Here is a 22,852-nt window from a genome sequence, read left to right on the forward strand (position 1 = left end):
CCAGGCATGCCTCTCGAACTCTTCACCGAAGGCGACCCGATCGCCGACACCAAGGCACCCATGGACGTGCCGATCGGCGAGCGCTGGAGCGAGCGCAAGTTCCGTGGCCGGCTGGTCAACCCGGCGAACCGCCGCAAGCTGACGATCATCGTCGTCGGCACCGGCCTGGCCGGTGGCTCGGCCGCCGCGACGCTCGGCGAGGCCGGCTACAACGTGAAGTCCTTCTGGTACCAGGACAGCCCGCGCCGCGCGCACAGCGTCGCCGCGCAGGGCGGTATCAACGCCGCCAAGAACTACCGCAACGACGGCGACAGCGTGCACCGGCTGTTCTACGACACGGTCAAGGGCGGCGACTTCCGGTCGCGCGAGAACAACGTGCACCGCCTCGCCGAGGTCAGCGTCAACATCATCGACCAGGCGGTCGCCCAGGGCGTGCCCTTCGCCCGCGAGTACGGCGGCCTGCTCGACAACCGGTCCTTCGGTGGCACCCAGGTGTCGCGCACCTTCTACGCCCGCGGCCAGACGGGCCAGCAGCTGCTCTACGGCGCCTACCAGGCCCTCGAGCGGCAGATCGCGGCCGGCACCGTCGAGCAGAACGCGCGCACCGAGATGCTCGACCTGATCGTCGTCGACGGCCGCGCCCGCGGCATCGTCGCCCGCGACCTGGTCACCGGCGAGATCAGCACCCACTTCGCCGACGCCGTCGTCATCGCCAGCGGCGGGTACGGCAACGTCTTCTACCTCTCGACCAACGCCAAGGGCTCGAACACCACGGCGATCTGGCGGGCGCACAAGCGGGGCGCGTACTTCGCCAACCCCTGCTACACCCAGATCCACCCGACCTGCATCCCGGTCAAGGGCGACTACCAGTCCAAGCTGACCCTGATGTCGGAGTCGCTGCGCAACGACGGCCGCGTGTGGGTGCCCAAGGAGCGCGGTGACACCCGGGACCCCCGCGAGATCCCGGAGTCGGAGCGCGACTACTACCTCGAGCGCCTCTACCCGGCCTTCGGCAACCTGGTGCCCCGCGACATCGCCTCGCGCCAGGCGAAGAACGTCTGCGACGAGGGCCGCGGCGTCGGCCCCGGCGGGCTGGGTGTCTACCTGGACTTCGCCGAGGCGATCGAGCGGCTGGGCCGCCCGGCGGTCGAGGCCAAGTACGGCAACCTCTTCGACATGTACGCCCAGATCACGGGCGAGGACCCCTACGCGGTCCCGATGCGCATCTACCCCGCCGTGCACTACACGATGGGCGGCCTGTGGGTCGACTACGACCTGCAGTCCACGATCCCCGGCATGTTCGTGATCGGCGAGGCGAACTTCTCCGACCACGGGGCGAACCGGCTGGGCGCCAGCGCGCTCATGCAGGGGCTCGCCGACGGCTACTTCGTGCTCCCGTCGACGATCAGCAGCTATCTCGCCGACGGGCCCTTCGAGAAGGTCGACGAGAGCCACCCGGCCGCCGTCGAAGCGCTGACGGGCGTCCAGGAGCAGGTGCAGAAGCTGCTGAGCATCAACGGCAACCGGACCCCGGCGTCCTTCCACCGCGAGCTCGGCCAGCTGATGTGGGACCTGTGCGGCATGGAGCGCACGGACGAGGGTCTGCGCAAGGCCATCGACCGCATCCGCGAGATCCGTCAGGAGTTCTGGAGCAACCTCAAGGTCTCCGGCGACTGGCACTCGTTCAACCAGACCCTGGAGCACGCCGGCCGCGTCGCCGACTTCATCGAGCTCGGCGAGCTCATGTGCATCGACGCACTGCACCGCCGGGAGAGCTGCGGCGGGCACTTCCGTGCGGAGAGCCAGACCCCCGAGGGCGAGGCGCTGCGCGACGACGAGAACTTCGCCTACGTCGCGGCCTGGGAGTGGACGCCGGAGGGTCAGCCGCCGGTCCTCCACAAGGAAGACCTCCAGTACGAGTACGTCCACCTCGCCCAGCGGAGCTACAAGTGACAGCGACACACGAAGACACGATGCGCTCCAGCGTCGGCGACCCCGGCGCGGGCAAGCGCGGCATGAACCTGACGCTGCGCGTCTGGCGCCAGCAGGGGCCGACGGTCAAGGGCAAGATGGTGACCTACAAGGTCACCGACATCTCCCCGGACATGTCGTTCCTGGAGATGCTCGACGTGCTCAACGAGCAGCTGATCATGCAGGGCGACGACCCGGTCGCCTTCGACCACGACTGCCGCGAGGGCATCTGCGGCATGTGCGGCGTCGTGATCAACGGCATGGCGCACGGCCCGCAGCAGACGACCACGTGCCAGCTGCACATGCGCTCGTTCAAGGACGGCGACACGATCGACGTCGAGCCCTGGCGGGCCACGGCGTTCCCGATCATCAAGGACCTCGCCGTCGACCGGCGGGCGCTCGACCGGATCATCCAGGCCGGCGGCTACATCAGCGTCCCGACCGGCACCGCGCCCGAGGCGCACGCCAGCCCAGTGCCGAAGAAGGACGCCGACAACGCGTTCGACGCCGCGACCTGCATCGGCTGCGGCGCCTGCGTGGCGGCCTGCCCGAACGCCTCCTCGATGCTGTTCACCGCCGCCAAGGTCACCCACCTCGGGCTGCTCCCCCAGGGCCAGCCCGAGCGCAACGACCGCGTGGTCAACATGGTCGCCCAGCAGGACCGTGAGGGCTTCGGTGGCTGCACCAACATCGGCGAGTGCTCCGCGGCCTGCCCGAAGGGCATCTCGATGGAGACCATCTCCCGGCTGAACCACGACCTGCTCGGCGCCCTGCGCGCGGGGGCCCGCCCGAAGAGCTGAGCGATCTCCACGTCGTGCTCCGGACGACGTGCGCGAGAGGCCCCCTCCGAGTCGATCGGAGGGGGCCTCTCGCGTGCTGGGGGCGCCGGGGTCAGGGGCGCCCGCCAGTCCGCCAGGGTCAGGGGCGCGGGTCAGCAGCGTGCACGACCCCTCATCGACCGGCGCGGACGCGAACTCCAGCGCCCGGAAAGGGCCGTCCCCCGTCGGGGGGACGGTTGACACCGGCCCGGTGTCCCGCCGGGCCCGGCGGGGAACGGATCGCCCCATGCCGACCTGGGACGACGTGGCGCATGCGTGCCTCGCGCTGCCCGCGACCACCGAGGCGGTCTCGGCCTCCGGCCGGCGCCGGTGGCTGGTGCGCGGGAAGACGTTCGTGCGGGAGCGGCCGCTGCACCGCACGGACCTCGACGAGCTCGGCGCGGCGGCACCGACCGGGCCCGTGCTCGTCGCCTACGTGCCCGACGAGGGCGCCAAGGCGGCGCTGCTCGCCGACGATCCCGGGGTGTGGTTCACGACGTCGCACTTCGACGGGTGGCCGGCGCTCATGTGCCGGCTCGACCGCCTCGACGAGGAGACCCTCACCGAGCTGGTGGCCGAGGCGTGGGCCAGCCGCGCTCCCCGCCGGCTCGTGCACGACCATCCCGGCCCCGGCGGCTGAGCCGCGCCGGGGGCCCTGCCGCGGCGGGCCTGGCTGCCCTACGGTGCCGGGCATGGCGACCTGGGACGACGTGGCGCGGGTGTGCCTGGCGCTCCCGGCCACCAGCGAGGGCAGCTCGCGCGGATGGCGGCAGTGGAAGGTGCGGGACAGGTCGTTCGTGTGGGAGCGCCCGCTCGGGAAGAAGGACCTCGCCGAGCTGGGCGACGCGGCCCCGGCCGGACCCGTCCTCGCCGCCTACGTCCCCGACGAGGGCGCGAAGGCCGCGCTCATCGCCGAGGAACCGGAGCTGTACTTCACGACCTCGCACTTCGACGGCTACCCGACGGTGCTGTGCCGCCTGGACCGGCTGGGCGAGCGGGACCTGGCCGAGCTCGCGGCCGAGGCGTGGGCCTGCCGGGCGCCGCGGCGGCTGCTCGCCGAGCACCCGGGCCCGCCCGCGGGCGGTTCCTGACCCGGATCAGGTGGGCGCCGGCACGATCCGCTCGATGACGTCGGACGGCATCAGCCCCGCCTTGCCGAAGCGCCGGGCAGCCTCCACGAACTGCGGCGAACGGGAGGCGAGATCGACGAGCATCTCCCGGGCGGCCTCCTCCCGGCCGGCCAGTGCGGCGACCACCGCCCGCCACATCAGCTGGTCGGGCTCGGTGACGGCGTCCATGGGCCGCAGCAGCTCCAGCTCCCGGTCGGCGGTGACCGGGTCGCCGTCGATGGCGAGCTGGAACGCGCGGACGACGTCCTGGTAGCGGGCGCGGGTGACCAGGAGATCGGCGAGCGCGGTGATCGGGTCGGCGTCGTCGTCGACCCGCAGATCGACCACCATGTCGTGCCAGGGGCGCCCGGTGGTGGTCGCCCGGATCACCATGATCGCGGCCGAGCGACGGCCCCGGAAGTCGCCGCCGGCCTCCTCCCCCGCCTGCAGGGCGCTGAGCAGCCGCTCCGCGAGCGGGCCGCCGGAGCTCTCGAACCGCTCCACCATCGACTCCCACACCTGCTCGGAGGTGGCCATGTTGGCCAGCGCCACGCAGGTGTCCCCCACGAGGTGGCCGGCCGCGTCGACGCACTGCCCGCCGGTGTAGGCGGCGAGGTCACCGTTGACCCCCAGGACGGCCACCTGACGGCGCTCCGGCTGGGGGTCGACGCTGCTGAGGGCGGTGAGCACCTCCTGCGCGGTGAAGCCACCGCGCAGCAGGTCCAGGCCGACCGCGCCGTACATGGGCTCGGCCATCGACTGGGTGGCGATGACCCCGTGGCCGGGCAGTGCGAAGGGCACGCTGTTGCCGACGGCGAAGGCCTGGGACTGGGTGGCGACACCCAGATCCCCGGTCGCGGGGTCACGGGCCACGATCGAGTAGGTCACCGGCTCGGCCTGCCCGCATCGGCCGGTCGGACAAACCCCGTCCCCCTGGCACCGGCCGCCCGGGAGGGGTAAGGAGGGCCCATGCGACCCTCGTCCGCCGTGCTCCTCCCGGCCTTCGCGCTCTCGGTCCTCGTCGGCTGCGGGACCGACGACGACCCGCAGGACGTGGCCACGACCACCTCGGCCACACCGACGTCCGGGGAGAGCACGCCCGACTCGCCGTCCCTGGGCACGTCGGGCTCCCCCGGCGCGTCGGGCTCGCCGGGCGCCGCGAGCCCCGGCCAGGTGCCGCGTCCGGCGGCGGGGAGCTGCGAGCCGGTGCCCGAGTCCGCCGACGGCCGCTACGTCGTCACCGACGCCGGTGAGGTCACCCTGCGGCTGGAGGACGGGGGCGGTCTGACGGTGGACGTCCGCTCCTCCGGCGACTGGTCGACCTCGGTCGACAGCGACGACGACGAGGCGGAGATCGAGTTCACCCGGGACGGCGAGGAACTCGACCTCGAGGCCGAGGTGCAGGGTGGTCGGCTGGTGATCCAGATCTGCGCCGACGACGGCGACTGATCTCCGGGTCAGCCCTCCAGCGCCTGGGCCAGGAGCTCCACCGAGCGGAGGCGGCCCTCCACGGTCGAGGACTGGTGGGCGATGATCAGCTCATCCGCGTCGGCCAGCTTCCGGAAGCCCTCGACCTGGTCGGCGAGCTGTCCCGGGACACCCACGGCGGTGTGGGTGAGCATCCCCTCGACGTGGTGGCCGGCCCCCTGGGCCAGCAGCTGGTCGGCCTGCTCGTCGGTCAGCGACTGCCCCCGGCCGAACAGCCCGATGGCGAGGTTGCGCTTGACCGCCTGCAGCTGCACGCGGGCGGCGTCCTCGGTGTCGGCGGCGACGACGTTCATGCCGGCGATCACGTACGGGCGGTCCAGCTGCTCGGAGGGCTGGAACTCGCGGCGGTAGACCTCGACCGCGGGCTGGAGCATCTGCGGCGCGAAGTGCGAGGCGAACGCGTAGGGCAGGCCGAGGGCGGCGGCCAGCGTCGCGCCGAACATGGAGGAGCCGAGGATGTAGAGGGGGACGCGCGAGCCCTTGCCCGGGATCGCGTCGACGCCGGCCACCCGGGTCTCGCCGGCCAGGTAGGCCTGCAGCTCCAGCACGTCCTGCGGGAAGCGGTCGGCGGAGTCCGGAGTGCGGCGCAGGGCGTACATGGTGTTCTGGTCGCTGCCCGGCGCACGGCCCAGGCCGAGGTCGATCCGGCCGGGGTACATCGCGTCGAGGGTGCCGAACTGCTCGGCGATGGTCAGCGGCGAGTGGTTGGGCAGCATGACGCCGCCGGCACCGAGCCGGATCGTGCGGGTGTGCGCGCCGACGTGCGAGATGAGGACGCTGGTGGCCGACGACGCGATCCGGGGCATGTTGTGGTGCTCGGCGTACCAGACGCGCTCGTAGCCGTGCTCCTCCGCCCGCTGGGCGAGGGCGACGCTCGCGGCGATGCTGCTGGACGCGGTCTCGCCGCGGTTGATCGGCGCGAGGTCGAGGACGGACAGCGGGATGCGCATGGAGAGGTGCCTTTCACGTCGGTTGCCATGCGCAACCCCGCCGGCGCGCGGAGGCTTCCCGCCGCCTCAGCGGCTCTGCAGCGCGTCCAGTGCCACCGCCATCGAGGCAGCCACGCGGAAGTCCAGCCGCGGGTCGGGCACGGTGACGTCGTACCGGTCGCGGACGGCCTTCTGGCGCTCGCTCACCAGGACCGGCGCGCCGGTGGCGGAGTCGGTGAAGTCGAAGTGGAAGACGAAGGGCACCCACACCTCGCCGATGTAGGGGATGGCTCCCCAGATGCGCCGGACGACGGCGAGGACGGGGCGGCGCTCCCGCCCGACGGCCTCGAGCCCCGGGGCCGACAGCTCCCAGGTCGACCGGAGCAGGCTCGCACCGAACCTCTTGCTGAAGCTGCCGATCACCCGGCCGTACTCGTCGAGCACGTCGTGCCGGGCGTGCACGTCGAGCCGCTGCCGCGCCTTGAACGAGAAGACGGCCTGGCTCCTGGACTCGTCGGAGAAGAAGACCACCTCCTCCTTGAGCGTCATCCGCCGCTGCTGGGCCAGCGCCAGCAGCGCGCCCGGGGTCCCGTCGGGGTTGGCGGCGAGGATCTCGTACCGGTTCACCATCGGCGTGATCCGCTGGTTGACGAAGAACCTCGGCACCACCATCGGCGCCGGCGACGACGAGGCCGGGGGCATGCTCACGCGGATCTCCTTGCGGTTGCGGGGAACGGATGGTCCGGGCGGTCAGCATGGCAGTGGGAGGCAACGGATCCATCTCCACCGGATGTTCGGTGCACCGTCATCCGACCGTCATCTCGGGTCGCCACTCTTCTGGCATGACAGCGAGCCTCTTCGTGACCGGTACGCCCGTGGTGTGGAGCGGTCGCGACCCGTGGGATGCCGAGGCGCCGGGTCCCGACCTGGTGCACGCCGTGGCCAAGCCCGCGGTCGACGGCCTGGAGTCCTCGGTCTGCGGCCTGCTGGTCACCGCCACCGCGGACCGGGACTGGTCCGCCGATCAAGTTCCGGCCCGCTGCGCGGAGTGCGCCCGCATCGCCGATCACACGGGCGGCGGCGTCGCCCGGTAGCCGTTGACGGCGGCGTGCAGCCGCCGGGCCAGCCGCTCGAACGGGCTGAGCGCCTCGTCGGGGCCGCCTGCGGGCGGGGGCAGCAGCACCCAGAGCAGCAGGTAGAGCAGGACGCCGCTGCCCCCCACGAGCGTCAGCGCCACGAAGCCCACGCGCCAGAGGACGGCGTCGACGCCGATGTGCTGCGCGAGCCCACCGCAGACCCCACCCGCCATCCGGTCGGTGCCGCTGCGCCGGGCCTCCGGACGCGGGCCGGGCGGCGGGGCAGGGCGGTCGGCGGGCGAGGTGGTCGGCGCGGCATCGGTCATGGGCACAGCCTGCCGACGGCGGGGCCGGCGAACCATCCGGTGACGCCCCGATCCGTCCCTGATCCCGCGGTCAGGGTGGAACCCCGGCGCCCGGGTGGTCGCCGAGCCGACACGCCGCCGCGCGCGGACGTACCGTCGAGGCGTGAGCGACCTTGCGGCACCGACAGTCGACCTCGACGACCGCTTCGCCCGTGCGCTGCCGGAGATGGCCCTGCCGTGGCAGGCCGAGGAGGCGCCCGAGCCGCGGCTGCTCGCGCTCAACGAGCCGCTGGCCGCCGAGCTCGGCCTCGACCCCGCCGCGCTGCGCGCGCCCGAGGGCCTGCGCCTGCTGGTCGGCACGGCGGTCCCCGACGGCGCACGGCCGGTCGCCCAGGCCTACTCCGGCCACCAGTTCGGCGGCTTCACCCCGCGGCTCGGCGACGGCCGGGCGCTGCTGCTCGGCGAGCTGGTCGACCCGGCCGGCCGGGTGCGGGACCTGCACCTGAAGGGCTCCGGGCGCACGCCGTTCGCCCGCGGCGGCGACGGGCTCGCCGCGGTGGGCCCGATGCTGCGCGAGTACGTCATCAGCGAGGCGATGCACGCCCTGGGCATCCCCACCGCCCGCGCCCTCGCCGTGGTGGCGACCGGCCGCCGGGTCCGCCGCGAGACCCTGCTGCCCGGCGCCGTCCTGGCCCGGGTGGCGAGCAGCCACCTGCGGGTCGGCAGCTTCCAGTACGCCCGGGCCACCGACGACGCCGACCTGCTGCGCCGCCTGGCCGAGGTCGCCATCGAGCGGCACCACGGGTCGGCCGCCGAGGCGGAGAACCGCTACCTCGCGCTGTTCGAGGCGGTGCTCGCCGTCCAGGCGACCCTGGTGGCGCAGTGGATGCTGGTGGGCTTCATCCACGGCGTCATGAACACCGACAACATGACGATCTCCGGCGAGACCATCGACTACGGCCCGTGCGCGTTCATGGAGGCCTACGACCCGGACACCGTCTACAGCTCCATCGACGAGGGCGGCCGGTACCGCTACGGCAACCAGCCGCTGGCGGCGGAGTGGAACCTGGCCCGGCTGGCCGAGGCGCTGCTCCCCCTGTTGTCCGACGATCCCGAGCAGGCGATCGCGATGGCGGTCGAGTCGCTGAAGACCTTCCGCCCGCGGTACGACGCCGCCTTCGCCGACGGGATGCGGGCCAAGCTGGGGCTGCCCGCCGACGCCGACGAGGGCCTCGTGTCGAGCCTGGTCGAGGACCTGCTCCCCCTGCTGCAGGCGGACCACGTCGACTGGACGTCGTTCTTCCGCCGGCTCGCCGACGCCGCCCGCGGCGACGCCGAGCCCGTGCGGCTGCTGTTCCTTGACCTCGCCGGGATCGACGGCTGGCTGGCGCGCTGGCGGGCCGTGGGGCCCGACGGGGAGGCGATGGACCGGGTGAACCCGGTGTACATCCCGCGCAACCACCTCGTGGAGGAGGCGCTCGATGCCGCGACCGCCGGGGACCTGACCCTGGTCGAGGAGCTGCTGGAGGTCCTCGCCGCGCCGTTCCACGAGCGTCCGGACCACGAGCGGTACGCCGATCCGGCACCCCGCGACTTCGGCGCCACCTTCCGGACCTTCTGCGGAACCTGACCGCCCACCCACGCCGGGCGGCTGGTGCTGGCGTGACCACCGGAGCGGTCGGGGCCTCAGGGGAACGACGGAGGACCCGGAACCGTCCGGCGGGACCCGTGGAGCGCCCCTGGCGCCGATGACAGGGGATATTGGTGGCCGGGCAGCGCATCCGCCGCCGGGAGGGCCGAGAGCGACAGGGGTACGTGATGGCGAGCGCCACCGCTCCGGTCGACCCCCGTCGTCTCGGTCCCGGCACCGCAGGCAGCGACGAGGCACCCGCCGGGAAGCAGCACTTCCGGCCGGACATCCAGGGCCTGCGTGCCGTGGCCGTCGGCCTGGTCGTCGCCGACCACGTGTTCGGGTGGCCCGCGGGCGGCTTCATCGGCGTGGACGTCTTCTTCGTCATCTCCGGCTTCCTGATCACCGGGCTGCTCGTGCGCGAGCGCTCGCGGACGGGCCGCATCTCCTTCCGCGGCTTCTACGCGCGGCGCGCACGGCGGTTGCTCCCCGCCGCCCTCGTGACCTTGGCGGCGACGACGGCTGCCACGTGGTTCGTCTTCCTTGGAGGCCGCTTCCAGGAGGCCGTCCACGACATCCTCTGGGCGGCGTTCTTCGGCGCCAACATCAACTTCGCGCGTCAAGGGACCGACTACTTCGAGGCGACCGCCGCGCCGTCCCCGGTGCAGCACTTCTGGTCCCTGGCCGTCGAGGAGCAGTTCTACCTCGTCTGGCCGGCCCTGATCCTGCTCGCCTTCGCCGTCCCCCTTGCGGGCGGCCGCCACCGCGCGGACCCGCTGGCCGGCGGTCGCCGGCGCGCACTGATCCTGGTGCTCCTTCTCGGCGCCGTCACCGCGGCCTCCTTCGCCTGGTCGCTGCATGCGACCAGCACCTCCCCGGCGACCGCCTACTTCTCCACCTTCACCCGGGCGTGGGAACTCGGGGTGGGCGCGCTCGTCGCGGTGTCGGTGTCGGAGCTCCAGCGGCTCCCGGTGCTGCTGCGCGCGGCGTCGGCGTGGGCCGGTCTGGCCGTCGTGCTCGCCTCCGCCTTCCTCATCGACGAGGGCACGCCGTTCCCGGGCAGCGCCGCGGCCCTGCCCGTCCTGGGGGCGGCGCTGCTGCTCGCCTGGGGCGGCGCACCGGCCGGCCCGGGCACGCGCTGGGGGCTGGGGAGTGCCCCCGCGGGATTCCTCGGCGCCATCTCCTACTCGCTGTACCTCTGGCACTGGCCGGTCCTGATCATCGCCGGAGCCTTCCTCGCACCCGGCTCCGCAGTCCTCCAGGTCGCCGTGGTCGGCCTCGCGCTCGTCCTGGCAACGGTCTCCTACTACTGCATCGAGCAGCCGGTCCTGCACTCCACCTGGCTGCTGCCGCACCGGCCCGTCGACTCCGCCCGAGCCCGCCTCGTCTTCGTCCGCGCCCGCACCGTCGGCCTGGCCGCCGGGGCGGCCGTGCTCCTCGCGGCGGGTGCGGTGGTCCTCCCCTCGCTGGGCGACCGCGGGGGCCGGGCCGCCGCCGAGACGAACCGGATCGCCGCCGTCCGGGACGTGCCGTCGCTCCCGCCGCTGCAGCAGGACATCTACGCCGCGACGCTGGCCACGGAGTGGCCGGCCGACCTCGAGCCGAGCCTGGACGAGCTGCCCGACTACCTGCCGAAGCAGTGGGCGCAGGGGTGCCTGCACGTCACCGCGGCCAACGCCGACGACTGCCGGTACGGCGATCCGGACGCCGAGCGGTCCGCCGTCGTGCTCGGCGACTCGTTCGCCGCCGCGTGGCTGCCCGGACTGCGCCGGGAGCTGGTCGGGGACGGGTGGTCGGTGCAGAGCATGACTTTCGGCCTGTGCCCAAACGTCACCGCGACGACCCTCTACGGCGCCCGCTCCCACACCGCCTGCGCGGAGCACCGGGAATGGGCCATCGAGCACATCCTGGAGAACCCGCCGACCCTGGTGGTGCTGGCCCACTCCTGGCGGGCGGAGCTGAAGCGGGGCTCGGACACGGCGGCGATCCACCGCGAGGGGCTCGAGGCGGTGGTGCGCCGGGTCCAGGCCTCCGGCGCGGAGGTCGTCATCCTGGGCGCCCCTCCGGGTGCCGACAGCCTGCTGACGTGCCCGACGGGCCTCAACGGGCCCGACGACTGCCTCCGCGGGCCGGCGGACATCTTCGAGGCGCAGATCGCGAGCGAGCGGGAGGTCGCCGCCGCGACCGACGTGCGGGCCATCGACCCGGAGCAGTGGTTCTGCGTCGAGGACCGCTGCCCGACGTTCGTGGGTCGGACGCCGGTGTACGCCGATGGCCAGCACCTCACGGCCGAGTACTCGGAGCTCATCGGCCCCCACGTCGTGGCGGCGATCCTCGCGCCGTGAGCAGCCGCGGACGGGATACGTTGCGGGTCGGATCCACGAGTACAGGGATGGTCATGCGCCGCTCGGTTCTACCCGCCCTCGCACTGGCGCTCACGCTGACCGCCTGCGGCTTCAGCGACGCCGCGGACGGGGACGACGCCGGTCCGGAGCCCACGGGGTCGTCGGCGCGCAGCACCGCGGCCGGGTCCGGCACCGAGGAGACCGAGCCGGAGCTCAACGAACGGGGCAACGTCCCGTTGCGGTTCGACGAGGAGGCCGCCGTCCGCCCGTCGTCCGACCCGGACGAGCCGCCGATGCTGACGCTGGGCATGGTCCGGCTGGTCGTCGACCCGGTCTGCGACGACGACTCGGAGGTGCCGCCCGCGAACGGTCACTACGTGGCGTTCCGCATGCGCGCGGAGGCGTCGGAGGAGTTCGACCCGCGGGTGGTCACGACCATCGCCGACTACGACTTCAGCGTCGTCGGGCCCGACGGCACCACCTACGACCCGGTCAGCTCGGAGGCACGCGCCTGCTTCGGCGCCCCACGGCAGATCCAGAACATGCGGATCGGGCCGGACCAGGCGTACGAGGGGTGGATGGTGTTCGACGTGCCGGTCACCAGCGGCTCCCTGGTCTACGCGCCCCGTGACGGGCCGCACGGGTGGGAATGGCCGTTCTGACCCCGGCCTGACACCCGGTCCCAGCGAGCACGATCCGCTCCGGGTGGGCAGGCTCGTCGGGTGGAGAGTCGCGAAGTACTGATCGTCGGAGCCGGCAACGCCGGCATCTCGCTGGCTGCGCGGCTCCTCCGCGACGGCGTCCGGGGGGTGGCGGTCGTCGCCGCCCAGCCCGTGCACCGCTACAAGCCGCTGCTCAACTACGTGGCCGCGGGCGAGGCGACCATGGCCGACCTCGAACGGCCGATGGCGGACGTCGTCCCCGAAGGCTGCGAGTGGATCCGCGACAGCGTGGCGGCGGTCGACCCGGCGGCGATGACCGTCCGGACCCGCTCGGGACGCACGCTGCACGCCGCGACGCTCGTCCTCTGCCCCGGCCTGGAGGAGGACTGGGACGCCACGCCGGGGCTGCAGGCGGCCTACGCCGACGGGTGGGCGGCGTCGTCCTACGTGCCGGGCAGCACGCCCACGGTCTGGCCGCGACTGACCTCGCTGCGCGGCGGCTCGGTCGTCTTCACCGTGCCGCCGGAGCCCGCGTCGTGCGGGCCCACCGCGCTCAAGCCGCTGCTCATGGCCTGCGACCACTGGCGGCGGGCCGGCACGCTGGGCGATCTCCGGGTCCGGCTCGTCCTGCCGGCCGCGACGGCGACGGGGCTGCCGAGGGCCGACGAGGTGCTGGAGCACGCCTTCGCCGACTACGGGATCGAGGTGCTGCGCGAGGCCCACGTGGAGCGGGTCGACGCCGACGCCCACGCCGTCACGGTCGTCTCGTCCACCGGTCGGCAGGTGGTCGAGGACGTCGCCTTCGCCCATGCGGTGCCCCACTACCGCGCGCCGCGCTGGATCGCCGATGCCGGTCTCGCCACCGACCCGGCACCGGGGCTGGTCGACATCGATCCGCACACGCTGCGCTCCCGTCGTGCCGAGTCGATCTGGGCCATCGGTGACGCCGCGGATGCGGACACCCGTCCTTCAGGGGGCGCGCTGCGCAAGCAGGTCGACGTCCTGGCGCAGAACCTGGCGGCGGCCCGCGACGGCAAGCCGCTGCAGCGGTACGACGGCTACACGGTCATGCCCATCACGGTGGACCGGCGGAAGCTGGCGCTCAACGAGGTCGACCGCGACGGCGGGGCGAGCCCGTCGGTGCCGTTCATCGACCCGTTCGTCCCCCGCCGCGCGGCCTGGCTGTTCGACCGGTACGTCCTGCCGCGGATCTACTTCCGGCGCATCCTCCGCGGCCGGGTCTGAGCGACCCACAGCTCGTCGGCTGCCCCGAAGCGGGCGCCGACGGCATACTGCCCGGTCAGAGCGCCCTGCGGTGCTCGTCCGGCGCTGACACGGGGCGTTCCGCCGGACCATCGGTCCTCGGAGCGCGTGCTCCACCGCGTCACGCCCCGGAGACGAGCGCGATCGTGGAGCAGCCGCAGAACCGGACCGGGACCCCGCCCACCCGTGCCACCAGCCGCCGGGCATTCCTGGGGCTGACGACGGCGGGCGTGCTGAGCGCGTGCGCGCCGTCGCCGGCTGAGCGGCACGGGCGGACGCGGGCTCCTGCGGCACCCACGGGCAGCGCACCCGCCACGTCACCCCCGGGCCCCCCGCCGGCCCAGGCCGCCGCGATGACGCGGGACGACGTCGTGGCGCGGTATTCGGGGGTGGCGCCAACCGCCTTCGGTCTGGACGTGCCCGGCGTCGTGAACCGGCTGCTGACGCGGGAGCGCGTCATCGCGCTGACGTTCGACGCGTGCGGCGGCCCCCATGGCAGCGGCTACGACGGCGCACTGATCGAGACCCTGCGGTCGACCGGGACGCCGGCCACGCTGTTCCTGAACCAGCGGTGGCTCCTCGCCCACCCCGACCTCGCCGCGGCACTGGCTGCCGATCCGCTGTTCGAGCTGGCCAACCACGGCACGGCCCACCTGCCGCTGTCGGTACGGGGCACGGCGGCGTACGGGATCCCCGGCACCGCCGGCCCCGGCGAGGTGTTCGACGAGGTCTCCGGGAACCGGCTGACCCTGACCGAGCTGACCGGCGCACCCCCACGCTTCTTCCGGTCCGGGACGGCGCACTACGACGACGTCGCGGTCCGGATCGCCGGCGACATCGGCGAGACGGTGGTGAACTTCGACGTCAACGGCGACGCTGGCGCGACGTTCGGGGCGGGGCAGGTGACCGCCGCGCTGCAGTCGGCCTCGGCAGGGTCGATCGTGATCGGGCACATGAACCAGCCCACCGGCGGCACGGCGGCCGGGGTGGCCGCCGCGCTCCCTCGGCTCACCGCGGACGGCTTCCGGTTCGTGCGGCTGTCGGACCACCTGTAGTCCCCGACTGTTGGCGGCGCCCTCTCCTCCTGTGCGCGCGGCGCTCGCCCCCGGGTCATGTCGCGGCCGGAGCCTCGTGGTGCCCGAACGCCGACCGTCCCAGGAGGAAGCCATGACCACGCCCTCGGCCAAGAACCGGAACGCGACCGACACTGCTGCAGGCGACGCGGAGCGCCCCGCGGACGCCGCCGCGCAGTCCACGACCGGACCCGCCACCGGCGGCCCCACCGAGATGGAGGAGCTCGCGCGCACCCGCGACGAGGCGGAGGACCGGGCCCGGGAGCTGCTGGCCGCGCAGGTGCTGCAGGAGTCCCGGAACGGGTCCCACGACGAGCGGGCCCGCCAGCTCGTGCTCGCCGTCCGCCGCGACCTGCTCGTGGAACTGCGCGAGCAGGAGCAGGAGCAGGCCCGGCGTCAGCTCGCCTCGGCGGCGGACAGCAGCGAGGACGCCGTCGCGGGTCTCGTGCAGGGCGTGACCACCATCGTGCGCAGCCTCGTGCCGGCCGTGCTCGTCCGCCCGGAGGAGGTCATCGAGACCACGTACGCGCTGGCCGACCAGAGCCTGCGCGTGACCCGCCGTCTCGCCCTGGCGCTCACCCAGAGCATGCGCAGCCTCGTCACGGCCTGACCGGGGCTCGAGAGGGGCCCGGGTGGTCGCCGAGGGAACTCCGGCACCGCCCGGGCCCGGCCGGTTCAGACGTTGAAGCGGAACTCCACGACGTCGCCGTCGGCCATGACGTACTCCTTGCCCTCCATGCGGACCCAGCCCTTGGACTTGGCCTCGGCCATGGATCCCGCCTCGACCAGCTGGTCGAAGGAGACGATCTCGGCCTTGATGAAGCCGCGCTGGAAGTCGGTGTGGATGACGCCCGCCGCCTGCGGGGCGGTGGCGCCGACCGGGATGGTCCAGGCGCGCGCCTCCTTCGGGCCGGCGGTCAGGTAGGTCTGCAGGCCGAGCGTGCGGAAGCCGACCTTCGCCAGCTGGTCCAGGCCCGGCTCGTCCTGACCGATCGACTCGAGCAGCTCGGCGGCCTCTTCCGCCGGCAGCTCGATCAGCTCCGACTCGGTCTGCGCGTCGAGGAAGATCGCCTCGGCCGGCGCCACCAGCGCCCGCAGCTCGTCGAGCATCTCGGCGTTCGCCAGCTCGTCGGAGTCCACGTTGAAGACGTAGAGGAACGGCTTGGTGGTCATCAGGCCCAGCTCGCGCAGCGGCGCGGGGTCCACTCCGGCGGCGAAGAGCGTCTTGCCACCGTCGAGCACCTGCTGCGCCTCGACGGCGGCCTTGTGCAGCTCGGCGCGCTCCTTGTCCTTGCGCATCTCCTTCTCCAGCCGCGGGATCGCCTTCTCCAGCGTCTGCAGGTCGGCCAGGAGCAGCTCGGTGTTGATCGTCTCGATGTCGTCGGCCGGGCTCACCTTGCCGTCGACGTGCACCACGTCGGGGTCGGTGAACACCCGGATGACCTGGCAGATCGCGTCGCTCTCGCGGATGTTGGCCAGGAACTTGTTGCCCAGCCCCGCGCCCTCGCTGGCGCCTCGCACGATGCCGGCGATGTCCACGAACGACACCGTCGCGGGAATGATCTTCTGCGAGCCGAAGATCTCGGCCAGCGTCGCCAGCCGGGGGTCGGGCACGCCCACGACGCCGACGTTCGGCTCGATGGTGGCGAACGGGTAGTTCGCCGCGAGGACGTCGTTCTTGGTCAGGGCGTTGAAGAGGGTCGACTTGCCGACGTTGGGCAGGCCGACGATCCCGATGGTGAGGCTCACGCGTTCTCCTCGCTGGCGCTCGTCGTCCGCGATCGCCTCGGCTGCTGTGTCTCTGGGCGAGCTCGCGAGCTCGCTCTCCTGCGTCGAGGTTACGTGCCGTGGCCGCGCCGTCCGGACGTCGTCGGCCCCCACCCATGCCCCTTCGGGAGGAGCGGGGCTCCAGTTCCGTGCCCGGAGGGCCGAGGACCGACGTGGACCGGTCGAAGGGAACACGTCATGGGGAAGACCCGCACCGATGCCGAGCAGCAGATCGCCGAGCTGCTGCGGACGGCGAAGAAGTCGCTGCACCTCTCCGTGGCGTTCCTGTCCCGGCTCGACGGCACCACCCAGCACCTCGAGGTGGTCGAGTCCTCGGTGCCGTTCCTGTTCCAGGAGGGCGTCACGCAGGTCCGGGAGACGACGCTGTGCCAGGCGATCCTGGACAGGAAGCTGCCGGCGGTGATCCCGGACCTCAAGCAGTTCCCCCGGGCGATGGAGCTGCCGGCCGCGCGGATGCCGCGGATCCGCAGCTACGTGTCGGTGCCGGTCACGCTGTCCGACGGCTCGCTGTACGGGACGTTCTGCGCCGCCGGGCTCACCTCGGACAAGGACCTCACGAAGCGGGACAAGGCGCTGATGGACGTCCTCGCCTCGGCCGCGTCGGTCATCATCGAACCCCAGGTGAAGGAGGAGGAGCGGCGCACCGCGATCGAGCACCGGCTCGGCCCGGTCGTCGCCGACGGCGGCCCGGTGGTGGCGCTGCAGCCGATCGTCGACCTGGCCACCGGACTCCGCGTGGGCTCCGAGGCGCTCAGCCGTTTCCCCGCCGCGTGGGAGACGACCCCGGACGTGGTGTTCGCCGAGGCACACAGCGTGGGCCGCGGTGACGAGCTCGAACTCCTGGCCCTGCGCCGCGCCGCCGACCACCTGGACGACGTGGACGGCTACGTCGCCATGAACGTCTCTCCCGGCACCCTGATGACGCCGGAGTGCGCCCAGCTGCTCTCCGAGCTCCCGCCGGACCGGATCCTGCTCGAGCTCTCCGAGCACGACCAGGTCGACGACTACGACGCCCTCGCCGCGGCGCTCGCCCCGTTCCGGGCAGCGGGTATGGAGCTGGCCATCGACGACGTCGGCGCGGGCTTCTCCTCCCTCCGGCACATCGTGATCACCTCGCCCGACGTCCTCAAGATCGATCGCAGTCTGGTCACGGGGCTGGACACCGACCCCGTCCGGACGACCCTGATCCGCTCCCTGGTGGACTTCGCCACGGGGCTGCAGGCCCGGGTCGTGGCCGAGGGCATCGAGACCGCCGAGGAGGCGGCCGCGCTCCGCACGCTCGGCGTGCACTACGGGCAGGGCTGGTACTTCGGACGGCCGGCCGTCCCCGGACCGCGCCCCGCGCACGACGCCGAGCCCGCGAGCGGCATCCCGCTGCCCCGGCATGGTCCCGAGCACACCGGGCCGGTCGACCGGGCGGTGTCGGCCTGAGCCCTCAGTCGCCCGGCGGAGGAATGATGGGCGGCGCGGTCGGCGGCGGTGCGGTCGGCAGCGGTGGGGTCGTCGGCGCCGGGCCGCTGCCCGGCTCCTCGTCGACCTCGGTGATCTCCGCGGCGACGTTGCACTCCGCCAGGTTGACCTCCAGCCGATCCTGCAGCGGCTGCAGCTGACGCACGATCTGGTCGAGCCGGCCGGCGTTGAGCTCGCTGAGCGCCTCCCCCAGGTCGTCCACCACGTCGAACACGTCCTGGGCGGCGTTGACGGTGCGCAGGCACGCGGCGTTCACCACGACCTCACCGGCGGTGTCGACCGGTTCGTCACCCGGTGACGCGTCCGCGTCGCCAGGCGCCGTGGTCCCCGTTGCGTCGCCCGTCGCGGCGGGTGGAACCGTCCCGCCGCCGCTGAGCAGGCCCACGAGCAGTGCCCCGGCCAGCAGCCCGACGACGAAGGCGAGACCGGCCGCCCACCAGCGCGCCGCTCTGGAGAGCCACTGCGGTCCGCCCGGTGACCTGGTCGCGGAGTCGGCCATGCTCGTCCCTTCGTCGCCAAGCACGTCCTGAGCCTCGCCGCTACCCTCCGATCACGGGAACCAACCCGTGAGGCCGCCAGGCTGGAGGCCACGTGAACGCGCCGGCAACGCCCCCCTGGCGGATGCCGTGAGCGCGCCCGCCGCCGGCCGGCCGCGTTCCTGGAAGCCGCTCCGTGCGCTGGCCCGTGGCTACCGCACCGCTGTCGTCTCCGGCCGCTGGTTCGTCGTGCTCGGCTGGATCATCGGCACGGTGCTGGTCTCGACGAATCTGCCGGCGCAGAGCAGCGGGCCCGGTGGTGGAGGCATCGGGTCCCTCGTCCCCGAGGACAGCGAGGCGTTCGCCGTCCAGGAGCGCAGCCTGGACATGTTCCGGATCCCGGTGCTGTCCCAGACGGCGGTCGTGGTGACCGACCCCGGAGGGCTCAGTGCCCTGACCCAGGCCGATGCCGCTCTCTGGGCGCTCTCCTACAGCCAGCGGTTCCTGGACGGCACCGGACCGACCGGCCGCGGCAACATCGCCGCGGCAGTGCCCATCCCGACGTCGACGCCCGACACCCTGGTGACCTACCTGTACGTCACGGGCGGCACGTCGCTGGCGCAGGCCGCCGCCCTGGCCGATGAGTACGCGGCCCACTTCAACAACCAGGACTCGGTGCGCACCTACGTGACGGGGGTGACCCCCGCCCAGGTCCGCCAGGCCCACTACCTCGAGACCCGGCTGCACGTGTTCGAGATCGCCACCCTCGTGCTGATCTCGCTCGTCGTGGGAGTGGTCTTCCGCTCGTTCGTCGCGCCACTGGTGGTGCTGTTCACCGCCGGGCTGGGCTACCTGGTCGCGATCCGCCTCCTCGGCCTGATCGCCGCACAGCTGGGCTTCTCGCTGCCCGACCAGCTGCAGCCGCTGATCGCCGCACTGCTCATCGGCGTGATCACCGACTACTGCGTGCTGTTCTTCTCCGGCCTGCGGCGCGAACTGGACGCGGGCGCATCCCGGCTGGACGCCGCGCGACGAGCGGTCGCCGTCGAGGGGCCCATCATCGCCGTCGCCGGCATCACGGTCGCCGCCGGGACGGCGGCGCTGCTGGCGGCGGACTACAACCTCTTCCGCGCCTTCGGGCCGGCGCTGTCCCTCGCCGTCATCGTCGGCGTGCTCGTCTCGCTGACCCTCGTCCCCGCGCTGCTGGCCATCCTGGGCAGATGGCTGTTCGTGCCCAACCAGGGGCGGGTGGTGTCGCAGGGGGCCGGGCGAGGCGCGGGCCCGCTCGTCCGCATCGTCATCAGCCGTCGGGGCGCGGCCGCGGCAGCGGCGATCAGCCTGGCGATCCTGACCCTGGCAGCCCTGCCGCTGACCCACATGCGGCTGGACCTGTCCTTCACCGGCGGACTGCCGGACGACGACCGGGTCACCCGCGGTGCCATGGCCCTCGAGGACGCGGGCATCCGGGGTGTCGAGGCGCCCACCGAGATCATCATCGAGCAGCCGGGTATCGCCGGCCGGCGGGACCGGCTCGAGCGCCTGCAGGAACTCATCGAGTCCCAGCCGGGCGTGGCCGAGGTGCTGGGCCCGGCGCAGAATCCGCTGCCCGACAGCTACGGCGTGGTGTTCACGCCCGACGGCGGCGCGGCCCGCTTCGTCGTCATCTTCGACAGCGACCCGCTGGCCGCCCCGGCCATCGCCGACCTGGACCGCCTCGAGTCGCGGCTCGCCGGCCTCGCCGCGGAGGCAGGGCTGGGCGACGTCGACCTGGCGGTGACCGGCCAGACTGCGATCGCGGGCGAGCTCGCCGACCTCACCTGGGACAACCTCCGCGTCACGCTGCTGGCCGTGGTGATCGTCGAGCTGGTCATCCTGATGGTCTTCCTCAGGGCGATACCGGCGCCGGTCGTGCTGATGTTCTGCAGCGCGCTGAGCGTCGGGTCCGCGCTCGGGCTCACCGTCCTGGTCTTCCAGGACTGGCAGGGCGACCCGGGGCTGACCTTCTACGCCCCGTTCGCCACGGCCGTCCTGCTGCTCGCGCTCGGCTCGGACTACAACGTCTTCGCCGTGGGCTCCATCTGGGAGGCGGCCTCCCGGATGCCCCTGAGCAAGGCCATCGCCGTGGCCATGCCCAGCACCTCGCGGGCGATCAGCGCAGCCGGCGTCATCCTGGCCGCCACCTTCGCGATGGTGGCGATCATCCCGCTCGACACGTTCCGGCAGGTGGCTTTCACGATGGCCGTGGGGCTGCTCATCGACACCTTCCTCGTCCGGCCGGTGCTGACTCCCGCCGTCCTCACCCTGCTGGGTTCGGCCTCGAGCTGGCCCAGCCGCCGGATCCGCACCGAGGCGGTGTCGGCGGAGGAGCTGCACCGCACCGCCGTGGCCGCCGCCCGCGAGCCGCACCAGTCCCGGACCGGGCACGCGGCCGAGACCGAGATGGCCGGCCGGTGAGCACCGCTGCGCCGCAGACCGGCGACGCGAGGGCACCGAGCCGCCGGCTGCCACGCAGGTCCACGCTGCTCCTCGCCGCCAGCGTGCTCGCCGGGATGCTCCTGCTGCTGTGGGGCGTCGACCGGCTGGCCCGCTGGGGTGCCGAGGCGGTGCTGACCGACCGGATCGCGGCGGAGACCGGGGTGCGGACTCCGCCGGAGGTCGAGATCGACGGCCGCTTCGTCCTGCTGCAGATGCTGCGCGGGCGGTACGAGGACGTGCACGTCGGGCTCGAAGGGATCGCCTCCGGCCCGCTGCGCATCGAGCGGCTGGACGCCGACCTCACCGGCGTCCGGCTGTCCTTCCACGACCTGCTGTACCGCAACCCCGTCCCCATCTACGTCGACAGCACCGAGGAGCGGGCCACCTTGCGGTACGACGACCTCAACACCTACCTGGAGCTCACCGGCCGGCCGGTGCGCATCGAGAACGCCTCCGACGGCGAGGTGCGGCTGACCGGGTCGGTCCAGATCTTCGGGCAGGACGTCTCCGCCTCGGCCCAGGCCGGGCTGACGGCCGACGACGGCCGGATCCTGGTGCAGCCCACGGAACTGCGGACCGGGACGGCGCTGGACGGGGCCAGCCGGCTGCTCCTGCAACAGCGGTTCGGATTCGCGGTGCCGGTGGACTCGCTGCCTTTCGGCCAGCGCCTCACCGCGATCGAACCGCAGGAATCGACGCTGGAGATCGAGGCACGGGGCGACGGGGTGCTCATCAACTCGTGACGCCGTGCCGCCCCACCACTGCGCACAGCGACGCAATGTTGCACCCCGGTGGAGAATCCGCATCCGTCCAGCGGCGTGGGAGCCGTCGCCCTAGCCTCGATCCATGTCCACAACACGCAGTTCGAGGCTCGCGGGCGGTGCCCTCGCGGCCGGACTTCTCCTGCTTCCCCTGACCGGCTGTTCGGAGGACGCACAGGACACCACCGCCGCCGGGGTGACCAGCGCGGCGGAGTCGGCAGCCGCTGCGGCCACGTCCGCGGCGGAGTCGGCGAGCGAGGCCGCGGAGTCGGCGAGCGCGGCCGCGTCGTCGGCGGCCAGCGCGGTCAACGAGCGGGTCGACTGCTCCGGCGATTCGTGCTCGGTGACCGTGAGCACCGGTTCGGACGTGGAGGTCCTCGGGCTGCAGCTCTCCCTGCAGAGCGTCGAGGGAGACCAGGCGACCGTGACCGCCGGAGACAGCACGGTGACCTGCGGCGACGGAGAGACCGTGAGCGTCGGGCCACTCAGCCTCCAGTGCTCCGACATCACCGACGACAGCGTCACGCTGAGCGCGTCGCTGGGCTGATGTGAGCAGCGGTCCCGGCGCTCACGCGCCGGGACCGGGCAGCAGCCCGCGCTCGACCGCGACCATGACCGCCCGGGTCCGGTCGTCGACGCCGAGCTTCGCGAACACCCGCAGCAGATGCGTCTTGACCGTCGCCTCCCCGATGAACAGCTGCCGCCCGATCTCCGCGTTGGTCAGCCCACGGGCCACGCCGGCGAGCACCTCCACCTCCCGCGCGGTGGGGGCGTCGACGGCGGGCGCGCGCATCCGCGACACCAGCCGGGCCGCGACCGGTGGCGCGAGCACCGTCTCGCCCCGCGCGGCCGCGCGCACGGCGTCGGCCAGCTGCGGCAGCGGGGTGTCCTTGAGCAGGTAGCCGGTCGCGCCCGCCTCGACCGCCCGCACGATGTCCGCGTCGGTGTCGTACGTCGTCAGCACCAGCACCCGCACCGCCGGGTGGTCGGCCGCGAGCCGGCCGGTCGCGGTGGCGCCGTCCATCCGCGGCATCCGCAGGTCCATCAGGACGACGTCCGGAGCCAGCGACGCCACCATCGCGAGCGCCTCCTGGCCGTCGCCGGCCTCGCCGACCACGTCGATGTCCGGCTGCGCCGCCAGCCACCCGACCACGCCACCCCGGACGACGGGGTGGTCGTCCACGACGAGCACGCGGATCACGGCTCGACCCCG

At 73.1% G+C, this 22,852-nt stretch carries 23 protein-coding genes; 16 read left to right on the forward strand and 7 right to left on the reverse strand.

Annotation, left to right across the window (positions count from 1 at the left end; translation table 11 throughout):
* Positions 1 to 6: 6 nt before the first annotated feature.
* The 4 genes from ACI793_RS03920 (at position 7) to ACI793_RS03935 (ending at position 3,880) form a co-directional block, all read left to right on the forward strand.
* A complete protein-coding gene (locus ACI793_RS03920; RefSeq protein ID WP_456605050.1) occupies positions 7 to 1,953 on the forward strand; it encodes a fumarate reductase/succinate dehydrogenase flavoprotein subunit in 1,947 nt (648 codons plus the stop codon).
* 20 nt (positions 1,954 to 1,973) lie between these two features.
* Positions 1,974 to 2,771, forward strand: coding sequence for a succinate dehydrogenase/fumarate reductase iron-sulfur subunit (locus ACI793_RS03925; RefSeq protein ID WP_456605051.1), 798 nt, complete (start codon positions 1,974 to 1,976; stop codon positions 2,769 to 2,771).
* 265 nt (positions 2,772 to 3,036) lie between these two features.
* The gene (locus ACI793_RS03930) at positions 3,037 to 3,429 is read left to right on the forward strand and encodes an MmcQ/YjbR family DNA-binding protein (RefSeq protein WP_456605052.1); all 393 of its coding nucleotides are present in this window, start codon (positions 3,037 to 3,039) and stop codon (positions 3,427 to 3,429) included.
* A gap of 52 nt (positions 3,430 to 3,481) precedes the next feature.
* Entirely contained in the window at positions 3,482 to 3,880 is a 399-nt protein-coding gene (locus ACI793_RS03935) for an MmcQ/YjbR family DNA-binding protein (RefSeq protein ID WP_456605053.1), read from the forward strand.
* 6 nt (positions 3,881 to 3,886) lie between these two features.
* Here ACI793_RS03935 and ACI793_RS03940 read toward each other — a convergent pair whose 3' ends face one another.
* Entirely contained in the window at positions 3,887 to 4,786 is a 900-nt protein-coding gene (locus ACI793_RS03940) for a DUF1028 domain-containing protein (protein ID WP_456605054.1), read from the reverse strand.
* A gap of 81 nt (positions 4,787 to 4,867) precedes the next feature.
* Here ACI793_RS03940 and ACI793_RS03945 point away from each other — a divergent pair, with 81 nt between their 5' ends.
* Positions 4,868 to 5,347 carry a hypothetical protein gene (locus ACI793_RS03945; protein ID WP_456605055.1) on the forward strand — a complete coding sequence of 160 codons (480 nt, stop codon included), beginning with the start codon at positions 4,868 to 4,870 and terminating at the stop codon, positions 5,345 to 5,347.
* An 8-nt stretch (positions 5,348 to 5,355) separates the two neighbouring features.
* On the opposite strand, the gene ACI793_RS03950 is transcribed toward ACI793_RS03945, so the two are convergent.
* Both ACI793_RS03950 and ACI793_RS03955 read right to left on the reverse strand, forming a co-directional pair.
* Positions 5,356 to 6,336, reverse strand: coding sequence for an LLM class flavin-dependent oxidoreductase (locus tag ACI793_RS03950; protein WP_456605056.1), 981 nt, complete (start codon positions 6,334 to 6,336; stop codon positions 5,356 to 5,358).
* 66 nt (positions 6,337 to 6,402) lie between these two features.
* Entirely contained in the window at positions 6,403 to 7,017 is a 615-nt protein-coding gene (locus ACI793_RS03955) for a hypothetical protein (protein ID WP_456605189.1), read from the reverse strand.
* Positions 7,018 to 7,157: 140 nt separating this feature from the next.
* Between ACI793_RS03955 and ACI793_RS03960 the strand changes: the two genes are divergently transcribed.
* Positions 7,158 to 7,409 (forward strand): hypothetical protein, encoded by a 252-nt coding sequence (locus ACI793_RS03960; protein ID WP_456605057.1) that lies wholly within the window; start codon positions 7,158 to 7,160, stop codon positions 7,407 to 7,409.
* On the opposite strand, the gene ACI793_RS03965 is transcribed toward ACI793_RS03960, so the two are convergent.
* On the reverse strand, positions 7,382 to 7,717 hold the full coding sequence (locus tag ACI793_RS03965; RefSeq protein WP_456605058.1) for a PspC domain-containing protein: 336 nt from the start codon (positions 7,715 to 7,717) through the stop codon (positions 7,382 to 7,384). The genes ACI793_RS03960 and ACI793_RS03965 overlap by 28 nt on opposite strands.
* A 142-nt stretch (positions 7,718 to 7,859) precedes the next feature.
* On the opposite strand from ACI793_RS03965, the gene ACI793_RS03970 reads away from it, so the two are divergent.
* From ACI793_RS03970 to ACI793_RS03995, 6 genes are all read left to right on the forward strand, one after another.
* On the forward strand, positions 7,860 to 9,326 hold the full coding sequence (locus tag ACI793_RS03970) for a protein adenylyltransferase SelO (RefSeq protein WP_456605059.1): 1,467 nt from the start codon (positions 7,860 to 7,862) through the stop codon (positions 9,324 to 9,326).
* A 188-nt stretch (positions 9,327 to 9,514) separates the two neighbouring features.
* The gene (locus ACI793_RS03975; protein WP_456605060.1) at positions 9,515 to 11,671 is read left to right on the forward strand and encodes an acyltransferase family protein; all 2,157 of its coding nucleotides are present in this window, start codon (positions 9,515 to 9,517) and stop codon (positions 11,669 to 11,671) included.
* A gap of 53 nt (positions 11,672 to 11,724) precedes the next feature.
* Positions 11,725 to 12,333, forward strand: coding sequence for a hypothetical protein (locus tag ACI793_RS03980; protein WP_456605061.1), 609 nt, complete (start codon positions 11,725 to 11,727; stop codon positions 12,331 to 12,333).
* 60 nt (positions 12,334 to 12,393) lie between these two features.
* Positions 12,394 to 13,578: an NAD(P)/FAD-dependent oxidoreductase gene (locus ACI793_RS03985; protein WP_456605062.1), complete on the forward strand. Its 1,185-nt coding sequence runs from the start codon at positions 12,394 to 12,396 to the stop codon at positions 13,576 to 13,578.
* Between the two features lie 371 nt (positions 13,579 to 13,949).
* The gene (locus ACI793_RS03990) at positions 13,950 to 14,651 is read left to right on the forward strand and encodes a polysaccharide deacetylase family protein (RefSeq protein WP_456605063.1); all 702 of its coding nucleotides are present in this window, start codon (positions 13,950 to 13,952) and stop codon (positions 14,649 to 14,651) included.
* A gap of 112 nt (positions 14,652 to 14,763) precedes the next feature.
* Positions 14,764 to 15,279: a hypothetical protein gene (locus tag ACI793_RS03995; RefSeq protein ID WP_456605064.1), complete on the forward strand. Its 516-nt coding sequence runs from the start codon at positions 14,764 to 14,766 to the stop codon at positions 15,277 to 15,279.
* A gap of 65 nt (positions 15,280 to 15,344) precedes the next feature.
* Here ACI793_RS03995 and ychF read toward each other — a convergent pair whose 3' ends face one another.
* Complete coding sequence (ychF, locus tag ACI793_RS04000) at positions 15,345 to 16,418, reverse strand: redox-regulated ATPase YchF (protein WP_456605065.1); 1,074 nt, start codon at positions 16,416 to 16,418, stop codon at positions 15,345 to 15,347.
* Positions 16,419 to 16,634: 216 nt separating this feature from the next.
* Here ychF and ACI793_RS04005 point away from each other — a divergent pair, with 216 nt between their 5' ends.
* Positions 16,635 to 17,888, forward strand: coding sequence for an EAL domain-containing protein (locus tag ACI793_RS04005; protein WP_456605066.1), 1,254 nt, complete (start codon positions 16,635 to 16,637; stop codon positions 17,886 to 17,888).
* A 4-nt stretch (positions 17,889 to 17,892) separates the two neighbouring features.
* Here the strand turns inward: ACI793_RS04005 and ACI793_RS04010 are convergent, their stop codons facing one another.
* Complete coding sequence (locus ACI793_RS04010) at positions 17,893 to 18,426, reverse strand: hypothetical protein (protein WP_456605067.1); 534 nt, start codon at positions 18,424 to 18,426, stop codon at positions 17,893 to 17,895.
* A gap of 127 nt (positions 18,427 to 18,553) precedes the next feature.
* Here ACI793_RS04010 and ACI793_RS04015 point away from each other — a divergent pair, with 127 nt between their 5' ends.
* The 3 genes from ACI793_RS04015 (at position 18,554) to ACI793_RS04025 (ending at position 22,186) form a co-directional block, all read left to right on the forward strand.
* Positions 18,554 to 20,857 (forward strand): MMPL family transporter, encoded by a 2,304-nt coding sequence (locus tag ACI793_RS04015; protein WP_456605068.1) that lies wholly within the window; start codon positions 18,554 to 18,556, stop codon positions 20,855 to 20,857.
* Entirely contained in the window at positions 20,854 to 21,621 is a 768-nt protein-coding gene (locus ACI793_RS04020) for an LmeA family phospholipid-binding protein (RefSeq protein ID WP_456605069.1), read from the forward strand. The genes ACI793_RS04015 and ACI793_RS04020 overlap by 4 nt, the downstream gene beginning before the upstream one ends.
* Positions 21,622 to 21,724: 103 nt before the next feature.
* Positions 21,725 to 22,186 (forward strand): hypothetical protein, encoded by a 462-nt coding sequence (locus ACI793_RS04025; protein ID WP_456605070.1) that lies wholly within the window; start codon positions 21,725 to 21,727, stop codon positions 22,184 to 22,186.
* Positions 22,187 to 22,207: 21 nt separating this feature from the next.
* On the opposite strand, the gene ACI793_RS04030 is transcribed toward ACI793_RS04025, so the two are convergent.
* Entirely contained in the window at positions 22,208 to 22,840 is a 633-nt protein-coding gene (locus tag ACI793_RS04030) for a response regulator (protein ID WP_456605071.1), read from the reverse strand.
* Positions 22,841 to 22,852 lie beyond the last annotated feature (12 nt).

The organism is Blastococcus sp. SYSU DS0617, from assembly GCF_054051075.1.

Bases quoted from the DNA above. Each gene is read 5' to 3' on its own strand.
- ACI793_RS03920 (WP_456605050.1), top strand. From the start codon at position 7: ATGCCTCTCGAACTCTTCACCGAAGGCGACCCGATCGCCGACACCAAG.
- ACI793_RS03925 (WP_456605051.1), top strand. From the start codon at position 1,974: ATGCGCTCCAGCGTCGGCGACCCCGGCGCGGGCAAGCGCGGCATGAAC.
- ACI793_RS03930 (WP_456605052.1), top strand. From the start codon at position 3,037: ATGCCGACCTGGGACGACGTGGCGCATGCGTGCCTCGCGCTGCCCGCG.
- ACI793_RS03935 (WP_456605053.1), top strand. From the start codon at position 3,482: ATGGCGACCTGGGACGACGTGGCGCGGGTGTGCCTGGCGCTCCCGGCC.
- ACI793_RS03945 (WP_456605055.1), top strand. From the start codon at position 4,868: ATGCGACCCTCGTCCGCCGTGCTCCTCCCGGCCTTCGCGCTCTCGGTC.
- ACI793_RS03950 (WP_456605056.1), bottom strand. From the start codon at position 6,336: ATGCGCATCCCGCTGTCCGTCCTCGACCTCGCGCCGATCAACCGCGGC.
- ACI793_RS03955 (WP_456605189.1), bottom strand. From the start codon at position 7,017: ATGCCCCCGGCCTCGTCGTCGCCGGCGCCGATGGTGGTGCCGAGGTTC.
- ACI793_RS03960 (WP_456605057.1), top strand. From the start codon at position 7,158: ATGACAGCGAGCCTCTTCGTGACCGGTACGCCCGTGGTGTGGAGCGGT.
- ACI793_RS03965 (WP_456605058.1), bottom strand. From the start codon at position 7,717: ATGACCGATGCCGCGCCGACCACCTCGCCCGCCGACCGCCCTGCCCCG.
- ACI793_RS03975 (WP_456605060.1), top strand. From the start codon at position 9,515: ATGGCGAGCGCCACCGCTCCGGTCGACCCCCGTCGTCTCGGTCCCGGC.
- ACI793_RS03980 (WP_456605061.1), top strand. From the start codon at position 11,725: ATGCGCCGCTCGGTTCTACCCGCCCTCGCACTGGCGCTCACGCTGACC.
- ACI793_RS03990 (WP_456605063.1), top strand. From the start codon at position 13,950: ATGACGCGGGACGACGTCGTGGCGCGGTATTCGGGGGTGGCGCCAACC.
- ACI793_RS03995 (WP_456605064.1), top strand. From the start codon at position 14,764: ATGACCACGCCCTCGGCCAAGAACCGGAACGCGACCGACACTGCTGCA.
- ACI793_RS04005 (WP_456605066.1), top strand. From the start codon at position 16,635: ATGGGGAAGACCCGCACCGATGCCGAGCAGCAGATCGCCGAGCTGCTG.
- ACI793_RS04010 (WP_456605067.1), bottom strand. From the start codon at position 18,426: ATGGCCGACTCCGCGACCAGGTCACCGGGCGGACCGCAGTGGCTCTCC.
- ACI793_RS04025 (WP_456605070.1), top strand. From the start codon at position 21,725: ATGTCCACAACACGCAGTTCGAGGCTCGCGGGCGGTGCCCTCGCGGCC.